Source organism: Komagataeibacter diospyri, assembly GCF_043995075.1.
In the GTDB taxonomy this organism is placed as follows: domain Bacteria; phylum Pseudomonadota; class Alphaproteobacteria; order Acetobacterales; family Acetobacteraceae; genus Komagataeibacter; species Komagataeibacter diospyri.
The window spans coordinates 1,255,873-1,264,994 of record NZ_CP171836.1; the positions used below are offsets into that span (position 1 = coordinate 1,255,873).

The 9,122-nt window shown below is 61.8% G+C and carries 10 protein-coding genes; all 10 read left to right on the plus strand.

Translation table 11 applies throughout. The annotated features are described in order from the left end of the window. Window position 1 precedes the first annotated feature (1 nt). The 10 genes from ACE2AA_RS05845 (at window position 2) to ACE2AA_RS05890 (ending at window position 9,113) form a co-directional block, all read left to right on the plus strand. Window positions 2–943 (plus strand): hypothetical protein, encoded by a 942-nt coding sequence (locus ACE2AA_RS05845; RefSeq protein ID WP_395371666.1) that lies wholly within the window; start codon window positions 2–4, stop codon window positions 941–943. Continuing rightward, on the plus strand, window positions 940–1,422 hold the full coding sequence (locus ACE2AA_RS05850) for a DUF6362 family protein (RefSeq protein WP_395371668.1): 483 nt from the start codon (window positions 940–942) through the stop codon (window positions 1,420–1,422). Before ACE2AA_RS05845 ends, ACE2AA_RS05850 begins: the two co-directional genes overlap by 4 nt. Before the next feature lie 253 nt (window positions 1,423–1,675). After that, the gene (locus ACE2AA_RS05855; protein ID WP_395372141.1) at window positions 1,676–2,308 is read left to right on the plus strand and encodes a DNA packaging protein; all 633 of its coding nucleotides are present in this window, start codon (window positions 1,676–1,678) and stop codon (window positions 2,306–2,308) included. Beyond that, entirely contained in the window at window positions 2,277–4,424 is a 2,148-nt protein-coding gene (locus ACE2AA_RS05860) for a terminase gpA endonuclease subunit (protein ID WP_395371670.1), read from the plus strand. Before ACE2AA_RS05855 ends, ACE2AA_RS05860 begins: the two co-directional genes overlap by 32 nt. A 13-nt stretch (window positions 4,425–4,437) precedes the next feature. Further along, window positions 4,438–5,208, plus strand: coding sequence for a hypothetical protein (locus ACE2AA_RS05865; RefSeq protein ID WP_395371672.1), 771 nt, complete (start codon window positions 4,438–4,440; stop codon window positions 5,206–5,208). Window positions 5,209–5,238: 30 nt separating this feature from the next. After that, entirely contained in the window at window positions 5,239–5,538 is a 300-nt protein-coding gene (gene gpW / locus ACE2AA_RS05870; protein ID WP_395371674.1) for a gpW family head-tail joining protein, read from the plus strand. After that, window positions 5,538–7,268 (plus strand): phage portal protein, encoded by a 1,731-nt coding sequence (locus tag ACE2AA_RS05875; protein WP_395371675.1) that lies wholly within the window; start codon window positions 5,538–5,540, stop codon window positions 7,266–7,268. Before gpW ends, ACE2AA_RS05875 begins: the two co-directional genes overlap by 1 nt. Beyond that, complete coding sequence (locus tag ACE2AA_RS05880; protein WP_395371677.1) at window positions 7,265–8,116, plus strand: S49 family peptidase; 852 nt, start codon at window positions 7,265–7,267, stop codon at window positions 8,114–8,116. Before ACE2AA_RS05875 ends, ACE2AA_RS05880 begins: the two co-directional genes overlap by 4 nt. 35 nt (window positions 8,117–8,151) lie before the next feature. Next, window positions 8,152–8,697 (plus strand): hypothetical protein, encoded by a 546-nt coding sequence (locus tag ACE2AA_RS05885; RefSeq protein WP_395371679.1) that lies wholly within the window; start codon window positions 8,152–8,154, stop codon window positions 8,695–8,697. 17 nt (window positions 8,698–8,714) lie between these two features. Beyond that, window positions 8,715–9,113 (plus strand): head decoration protein, encoded by a 399-nt coding sequence (locus ACE2AA_RS05890; protein WP_395371681.1) that lies wholly within the window; start codon window positions 8,715–8,717, stop codon window positions 9,111–9,113. Window positions 9,114–9,122: the final 9 nt, after the last annotated feature.

Below are 9,122 nucleotides of genomic sequence, written 5' to 3' on the forward strand. Positions count from 1 at the left end.
CATGGCCCGCGTAACAACCGAACAGAAAATGCTCCAGATGGCGACGCACAACATCCGCCTGCGCGCGCTGGGCCATGCTGCCATCGGGATCTGGGTGCAGCTCATTTCCTACATCATCGAATACGGAACCGATGGCGTGATGGTGCCGGGTAATGGTGGCGCGCCCACGCTGGAGGAAATCGCCGCCGTCGGGTTGCGCATGGATGTAACCGAACTGGTAACCCATCTGGAAACCTACACCGAAACCCAACTGATAACCCACGACCGCACGGTCGGCACCATCGGGCTGCCGGGCGCGCTCATGCCGTCACGCAAGGCGCTGGCCGCGCGGGAGAACGGCAAAAAGGGCGGAAGGCCGCCAACAAAATCCAATCCGAAACCACAGGACGATCCGCGCCAGCGCACCGCCATCATGGGCATTGCAGGAGGAAAAGACATGGCCGACGAAACCCAACGCGAAACCCACGACCCTAAGCTTAGCTTAGAGGTTAATAATAACCTTAAAGCTAAGCCTGCGGCACAGGATGTAGATGCGGTGTTCAAGGTTTTGGGGCGCAAGGCATGGGAACGCGCTGGTTTCGATCTGGCCCGTGACCGCGGCAACTGGGGACAGGTTCGCCAGTGGGTAGCCGATGCGCTGGCCGAGGGCCTGAGTGCAGCTGAGACTGAACGGCTGGTGATGCATGTAGTCGGCACGCTGGCTGACCGGGAGGCAGAAAAGAAGACCCCGATTGCGCACATGGGCTATTTCAACAAGGCGATTGCCAGGGCCATTGCCGAACGCGACATCCCTGCCCTGGTCTGCACCACGGAAGCCGAGTTCGCGGCAGACGCGGCCTATCAGGAAGCCCATCGACGGTGGGTGCTGGATTCTGCAAACGGCAGCGATGCGCCGCAGCCGCGTCGGGAAGACTTCATCGCCCGCGCACGGGTGGCGGCATGAAGCGCACCCTCACCATTCCCGAAGGTCTGGCCATTGCGGACGTGGTCGGAGAACGCCTGTTTGAGGCCGGTTGCACGCTGGCGGCATTGCCCGCCCATGGCCTGAAACCCGGCGGCGTACGGGTAGCATGGCCGGAAATGCTGGAGGAAGCGGATCTCGACTGGATCAATGCCTGTCCGGATGATGACATGCGACCGCCTCGACCCAGTTCGGCTGCGATCACGCGCATGGACGAATCACTGTCATGGATCGGCCTGATTGGTGCTGACCGGATGAACTGGCGCAAGGTGGTCTGCCTGCGTCTAATCGTGCATCCGATCTCGCATCGATATCGCTTTAGTTGGCGGGAAATCGCCAATCGTGTCGGCACGAGCCACACGTCTGCCAAATCATGGCATCAGTTGGCTGTAGCTGAAATTGCCAGAAAAATTGCCCCAGACGCATTTTCTGCTTTCCAAACTTTCCATTTTGCCGCATAGCGATTGTTATATTGAGGCGGCGTGCATCCTTCGGGGTTCACGCCGTTTTTCGTTATGGCACTCCCCATGCAATGGCGGTGATGGAGGCGATCATGTAATCCGATCCGATCCCCCGCGCGGGCCTTCCTCCCCTCCCCCGGCCATGGCGGGAAATCTCTTGGGTCCTTCCTGGGAGGGTCGGGCTCCGCGAGTTGTTCGCGCCCGGTTACTCTCTGACTTTTATAAATTTTACAAAGGCTTGGTGTTTCCATTGGTGTTGTTGTCAGACAGTGAGGCAGCGCTGGATGGTCAGGCCACCATCATTCGTCCGACCGTCAACAAACGCGAACTGGCCAACCGGCTGCGGATATCGCTGCCTACCCTGACCAACTGGCTGGACCGCTGGACTGATTTTCCCGTGGTCGAGCGTGGCCGCAACGGTGTCAGCTGGACGTTCCATCTCGATGAAGTCCTGGCATTCCTGACTGCACGAAGGGAGGAAGAGGCCGCCAAGGAGGCGGACCGCGATGCGGAGTTGATGAAGCTCCAACTCACGTTGTGGCCCGAACCTGTAGCGCAGCCGGTCTCCCAGCGGATACCGATCAAGGAACAGCTTGATCTGGCGCGTCTGCAGGACCTGCAGATGAAACAGGCGGAACGGGCCGGGAAGCTGGTTAATGCCGAGGGCGTGCAGGACCTGTTCACATCCGTGTTCGGGCGTCTCGGCCGGGACATCAATGTTTTCATCCGTCAGTTGGGTCGCGAGCAATCGTGGCCTGATGCCATGATCCGGCAGGCGGAAAGCAAGCTGGCTGACATGCAGCGAGCGGCAGTCCAGAAAGTGCTGGATGATATGAAGATAGGCGAAGCAGAAGATGACGGACCCCAGTCCGACCTTCTTGGATAAGGTCCGGTTTGTAGATCCGCGCACGATCATCTCCAGCGCGATCCGTGCCTTCCTGCCTCCAGAGCAGATAGATGTGGCCGATTATGCTGCGCTACATCGCTATCTGGATAACCGCGGCGGCGGTTATGTCGGCCGATGGAACCACGATGAAGCGCCTTATCTGGTAGGGCCGATGCGTATGCTGACCAGTCGTGACCATCTGACCGTCGCGGTGGTTGGGCCTGCCCGAAGCAGCAAGACCGCGATTGGCCAGAACTGGATGTGCCAGTCCATCGACGCGGATCCGGCGGACATGCTGGTTTACAGTGCGACAGACGCAATGATCGAGGAATACGTGAAGGCGGAAATCAATCCGCTGATCGACAGCCATAAGCGCCTGAAAGACAAGCAGGGGAAGTTGCCGCGCGACAACTCCATGCATTTCAAGAAATTCTCCAGCATGTGGGTGCAGTTTCTGGCCGCCAGCTACAGAAACCTCATTCAGAAATCCGCACCGCGCATCATTATTACCGAACTGGATGCCTGCGACGGCAATACTTATGAGCTTGCCAGCGTGCGCCGCCAGTCGTTCATGTATGAATCCATGGTGCTGGCCGAAAGTCATCCGGACATGGCTGCCGGTGCCAACCCGGATAAATGGACTGCCGGAGTTATGTCTCTCTACCGGGACAGTGACCGTCATATCTGGTACTGGCCGTGCCCGAACTGCAATGCCTACTCCGCCCCCAACCCGATGGGGGAGCGGGTCATGACGCTGGACTGGCCTGCGGATGCCCCCCTTGATGAAATCAAGGAAGCTGCACGCCTTGTCTGTCCATGCTGCGGATCCCTGATCGAAGATAAATGGCGACGCGCCATGAACCGTGATGGCGTATGGGTTGGCACTGGTCAGACCATCAGCGAGGCGGGCGACATATCTGGCGAACTGGCGGCAAAAGAGATCGCAGGTTTCTGGATCACAGGTGCCATGTCGCCTTTCGTGATCGGCGGTATCGGATCGCTCGCCTATGAAATGGAGAAAGCGCGTCGTGCGCTGGAGAATGGTGAGGAAGACGCGCTCCAGAAGCTCAAGGATGTTACAGTCAAGCGCTGGGGGCTTCCGTTCCAGCCGCCTAAATCGGTTGGCAGCATAGATGCCTGCGTTGTAGCTGAACGTGCCGAACCCGGCATGATACTGGGAACCGTTCCCGAGGGTGTCCGGTTCCTTACCGCAGCAGTTGATATTCAGGGCCGTCATTTCGAGGCAATGGTTCGCGGGTGGGGCATCGGCGGCGAAAGCTGGGTCATCGATTATTTCAGGATGTCAGCGGATCCGGCGACCAGTCCTGCAGATTGGGATGCGTTGCTTCACCGCCTGCGCACACATGTATATCCGCTTGTGGATGCCCCGCATAAAGGGATGAAGATCCTTGCTATCGGTTACGACAGCGGCGGCCAGGAAGGTGTCACGCTCCAGGCGTATGAAGCATGGCGCCGTGCCCGAAAGCGTAAGGATGCGCTGTTCCTTGGCAAAAAGGACGGACGCGATGCCTGGACTATCCTTCCACTCAAGGGAGCGAGCGGTATCAATTCCGCCTCGCTGGTCGTCAATTATCCGGAGACCCAGCGCAAGGACAGGTTTGCGGCCAATCGGGGCGACGTGCCGCTGGGCATTTTCAACCCGAACACTGCCAAGGATGTCGTGGCGCTTCAGCTCCAGCGTGGCGAAGCCGGGCCATTATACGTTCATTTCCCCGCTGCGCTGAAAAGCGCCGCTTCGCCACATCCATTTTTCGACCAACTCGTGGCCGAACAGCGGATGGCGAATGGCAGATGGGAAAAAGCGACATCGGGGGCGCGAAATGAAGCGCTTGATCTTATGGTCATGACCAACGTGATGGCCAACCTGCATGGATTGCGCCGCATCGACTGGACCGCGCCACCATCATGGGCAATGCCTCACGACAGCAACGTCCTGGTCGTGGATGTGCCCGGTCCCGTCCAGCAGCTTGCCGAAAGCCTCAAGACTGTCACGCAGGCCATCGCACCGGCTGCCGCGCCGTCACCGCAACCGGCCGAGACCATGGCTGAACGCATGCAGCGCCTGGCCCGACAGTTCGGGTCCGGCACCTTCTGAACCGGAGACCGATATGGCCCCTGACTTCCTCAAGCTGGGCATATCGGTCGATGCGGCGGACGTGCAGAAAAAATTGGCAAAACTGTCGGAAACAGGCATCCGCTCTGCCACGGCCAACGCCATGAACAAGCTGGCCAACGGCGCGCGCTGGCAGATTGTCGATCGCATGAAAGAGGTGTTTGACAGTCCCGGCCGGTTCACTCTTGGGGGCTTTACCGTCAAGAAAGCAACGCCGTCTGATCTTTCTGCGTGGGTCGGCACGATCGATTTCGCGGCCAGGGGAACGCCCGCCATCCGTTATCTTGGTCCCCAGATATGGGGCGGCCCGCGAGACATGAAGCGGTCAGAAAAATTGCTGTCCGACATATCAGGCGGTCAGTTCTGGGTTCCGGGTCCAGGCGCTCCGCTTGATGCGTCTGGAAATATCCAGCGGTCAGAAATCGTACGGATACTGTCGCGCCTGGGCGTCATGCAGCAAAGCCAGAAAAATATGAGCGACCGCACGGCCCGGCGGCTCCAGCGTCAGAATAAAAACGCGCGCGGTCAGAGGTCGGAATATTTCGTAGGTCATGCGAAAGGGCGCGGCGGAAACGGGCGCCCGACGGGCATATTTAAGCTCGTCGGCCCCGGCAAGGTCGTGCCGATCCTGTGGTTTGTGCCGACGCGTCCGACCTATCGCGTACGCCTGCCCGTCAACGAAATCGTCGAAAACACGGTATCTGCCCGCATGGAGCGCACCGTGACGAACGCCATCAATGCGGAAGTCAAACGGGAAATGTCCTGACCCTGCCTTCCGCCTGCAGGAAGCCACGCCATGATGAACCGCTTCAACCCATGGGGCGTTCCCCCCATCCAGTATAACCCGAACACCTCCACGCTGGCGGGGATGACCACCGTGCAGCTGCAGGCGGCTCTTGCATCCGCACAGGCCGCCCTGGTCCAGCTCCAGACCGGCGGCAAGGTGGTCTCGGTCAGTTACGCGCAGGGCGATGGCTCGCGCTCGGTGTCCTACACGCAGGCCAGCCTGCCCAACCTGACCCAGTTCATCATGCAGATCCAGCAGCAGCTGGGCGTCCCCGGCGTCCGGCGCCGCGCATTAAGGCCGATATTCTGATGACCAGACTGACAGACGCATTCGCCGCCCTGTCCGGTCAGCGCGCGCCGTCTGTCCCCGCTGCTCCGCGCCAGACCGCACGCCCTGCGGCACCGGCGGCGCCGCGCATATTACCGGGGCAGAAGACGCCGCCTGGCGGCCCGAACAAACCTGCCGCACTCAATGCCCCCTATGGCGTGCCGTATGACGCGGCAGACATGTGGGGGCCGCACACCCGGCAATGGGTGCCCCCACTGTGGTCGGCCGATACGGAACTGAACCCGTGGCGTGACCGGATCGTCAGCCGCGTGCGCGACCTGGTCCGCAATGACGGATGGGCGGCAGGTGCCGTCACCCGCACGCTGGACAATGCCATCGGGGTCAATTTCCACCCCATCTCGAAACCCGACTACCGCGCACTGGCGCACATGACCGGCAATCCAGCCTTCGACGCCAAATGGGCGCGGGAGTTCGGGCGCGCGGTCGATGCGCGCTGGCGTACCTGGGCCAATGATCCCGGGCGCTATAACGACAGCCAGCGCATGCTGACATTCGGACAGCAGGCCAACCTGTCTTTCCGGCACCTGCTGGTGGATGGCGACGCACTGACCACCCTGCCGTGGATGCCCGAGCGCGTAGCGCGTGGCCGTGCCCAGTACGCCACCACCGTGCAGGTCATCGACCCCGACCGCCTGTCCAACCCGCAGATGTTCATGGACATGAGCCGCATGCGCGGCGGTGTGGAACTGGACTATGCCGAAGCCCCGATCGCCTACCACATCCGCCGCGCCCACCAGGGCGACTGGTACAACGCGGCGAAATCAGTGGAATGGGAACGCATCGAGCGCGAAAGTTCATGGGGTCGCCCGCAGGTAGTCCACATGTTCGAACACCACCGTGCCGACCAGCACCGTGGTGGTGCGGGCATGCTCGCCCCCGTTGTGCAGCGTCTCAAGATGCTGACCAAATACGACAGCACCGAACTGGACAGCGCCATCGTCAATGCGATTTTCGCCGCCTACATCGAAAGTCCATACGACCACCAGATGACGGCGGAAGCGCTGGATTCTCCAACAGGCGGCGGCTTCGATGGCGGCCGCTGGGCCGGGCAGCTGGCCTGGAATGCGGGTCGGGACCTGTCGCTCCAGGGCGCACGGATCCCGATGCTCTACCCGGGCGAGAAGATCAACGCAGTCACGGCAGCGCGGCCTAACAGCAACTATGCAGACTTTCAGGCCGCCGTGCTGAACAACGTCGCCAGCGGCATGGGGCTTGCCCCCATGCAGGTCAGCAATGACTGGTCAAAAGTCAATTACAGTTCTGCCCGTGGCGCCCTGCTGGAGGCATGGAAAACGCTCAAGCGTCGGCGGGAAGAATTTTCCATCGGCTGGGCCGCTCCCATCCGCATCGCGTGGATGGAGGAAGCCATGGAAGTCGATGACCTGCCGCTCCCCCGTGGCGCGCCCGAGTATATCGATGCCCGCGCCGCCTACGCCCGCTGCCAGTGGATGGGGCCGGGTCGAGGCTGGATCGATCCCGTGTCGGAAAAACAGGGCTCCATTCTCGCCATGGATGGCGGCCTGTCGACGCTGGAAAAGGAATGTGCCGAAAACGAAGGCGCAGACTGGGAGGAAAACGTCCACCAGCGCGCCCTTGAGATCGAGACATTCAGGGAACTGGGCATCCCGCTGCCAGAATGGACCGGCACGGAAACCACGGAAAACACCGAACGCAAGCCGGAGGCCGAATGAGGCACCTCACACTCACCCAGAACCTGCTGGGCCGGCCACTGGCCCTGTCGGGCGAGCGTGTGGCCGTCATACGTCAACTGCTGGCGCAGGGCGCAGACGACGTCGGCCTGTTTGGCCGCACCCTGAACGCCGGGTTCTGGCAGGACGATACCGACAGCCGCCCCGTCTCCCAGCTGTCGGATATCGTGGCGGGCGTAGGAATCATCCGCGTTTCCGGCGTGCTGATGCCCGGCTGTGGCGGTTCGCCCTGGTGGGACTGGGTCACGCTGTATGGCGATATCGATGCCGCCATGCGCGAGGCCATGGGCAATGAAGACGTGAAGGCAATCGCCCTTCATATCGACAGTCCCGGCGGCACGGTGGCGGGATGCTTCGATACGGCGGACCGCATTTACGCCGCGCGCGGCACCAAGCCGATCGTGGCCATCGTGGATGAAGCCGCCTATTCCGCCGCCTACGCCATAGCCTCGGCCGCCGATCGCATCATCCTCCCCCGCACGGGCGGCGTTGGCTCGATCGGCGTGGTCGGCATGCATGTCGATATCACCGGCATGCTCGACCAGGCGGGCATCAAGGTCACCACTTTCCAGTTCGGTGACCAGAAGACGGACAGTTACCCCACCACGCCCATGACGGATGGCGCTGCCAGCCGCTTCCAGGCGGACATTGATGAAATGGGCGAACTGTTCGTCGCCACCGTGGCGCGCAATCGCGGCCTGTCGCCCGACGCGGTGCGCGAGACACAGGCCGCCACCTTCCTCGGTCAGCACGGCGTTGCCGCCGGTCTGGCTGACGCCGTCATGTCGGCAGACAACGCCATGATGGACGTGATCGCCTCGCTGGGCTGATGACCCACACCATTCCTGACAGGGACAATACGAGCATGAGCAACACGCTACGCGCAGGCGTAAGCCGTTTCGCATTCCTCAATGGCAGCGCTGCCGAGGACGATGACAAGAACACCACGCCCGATAACGGCGGCGGTGGTGATGATACCGACGAAAACGGCAAGAAAAAGGGCAAGAAGGCCGACGACGGCGGTGACCCGGATACCGACGGCGACGACACCACCGACGCCGAAGATGAAAGCGACGGCGAAAAAGCATCCGCCCGCGCCCGCGAGCGCGGCCGTTGCGCCGCCATTTTCAGCAGCACATTCGCGGCCAGCAATCCTGCCGCCGCTGCGGAAATCGCTTTCGGTACCAGCCTGCCCCGCAGTGCTGCCGTCCGCCTGCTCTCCACCATGGGCGCAGTAGCCCCGCCTGCCACCAAAACCGCCAGCCAGCCACCTGCGCGTGAGGGCCTGCGCGAACGCATGGGGCGCGAACCCGGCGCGCCGCCGCTGCCCGCCGGCGGCAATGATGCCGCACAGCAGCCCGGCGCACGCCTCGCCGCCATCGCCAACGCGCGCAAGACCCGCAAGCGCTGAACACAGGAAGCCATTCCATGTCCTACGGTTTCATGCCGGGCATGCAGTCGGTGACGTTCGTCCCCGACCAGCTTGTTTCCGGCAATCTCAAGATCGTCACCCAGCCGATCACGATCGGCGCCAGCCAGACCCTGATCCGGGGTGCGGTGCTGGGCAAGGTAACGGCAACGGGCGAGTACATCCTGTCTGTCGCCACCGCGACGGACGGGTCCCAAACCCCCTGCGCCATCCTGATCGATGATGTCACCACCGCCGCTGGCGCAACAGCCACGGGCGATGCCTATGTCATGGGGGAATTCAACACGAACTACATGACCTATGACGCCAGCTGGACGGTCGCCACGCTGACCGAGGCCATACGCCCGTTCGGTATCTACCTCAAGACGTCGGTCTCCGGCGCTCCTCCCACTTCGTAAAATCGGGAT

Excerpts from the sequence above, each read along its gene's own strand:
- ACE2AA_RS05845 (WP_395371666.1), top strand. The coding sequence starts at position 2 with ATGGCCCGCGTAACAACCGAACAGAAAATGCTCCAGATGGCGACGCAC.
- ACE2AA_RS05850 (WP_395371668.1), top strand. The coding sequence starts at position 940 with ATGAAGCGCACCCTCACCATTCCCGAAGGTCTGGCCATTGCGGACGTG.
- ACE2AA_RS05860 (WP_395371670.1), top strand. The coding sequence starts at position 2,277 with ATGACGGACCCCAGTCCGACCTTCTTGGATAAGGTCCGGTTTGTAGAT.
- ACE2AA_RS05865 (WP_395371672.1), top strand. The coding sequence starts at position 4,438 with ATGGCCCCTGACTTCCTCAAGCTGGGCATATCGGTCGATGCGGCGGAC.
- gpW (WP_395371674.1), top strand. The coding sequence starts at position 5,239 with ATGATGAACCGCTTCAACCCATGGGGCGTTCCCCCCATCCAGTATAAC.
- ACE2AA_RS05875 (WP_395371675.1), top strand. The coding sequence starts at position 5,538 with ATGACCAGACTGACAGACGCATTCGCCGCCCTGTCCGGTCAGCGCGCG.
- ACE2AA_RS05880 (WP_395371677.1), top strand. The coding sequence starts at position 7,265 with ATGAGGCACCTCACACTCACCCAGAACCTGCTGGGCCGGCCACTGGCC.
- ACE2AA_RS05885 (WP_395371679.1), top strand. The coding sequence starts at position 8,152 with ATGAGCAACACGCTACGCGCAGGCGTAAGCCGTTTCGCATTCCTCAAT.
- ACE2AA_RS05890 (WP_395371681.1), top strand. The coding sequence starts at position 8,715 with ATGTCCTACGGTTTCATGCCGGGCATGCAGTCGGTGACGTTCGTCCCC.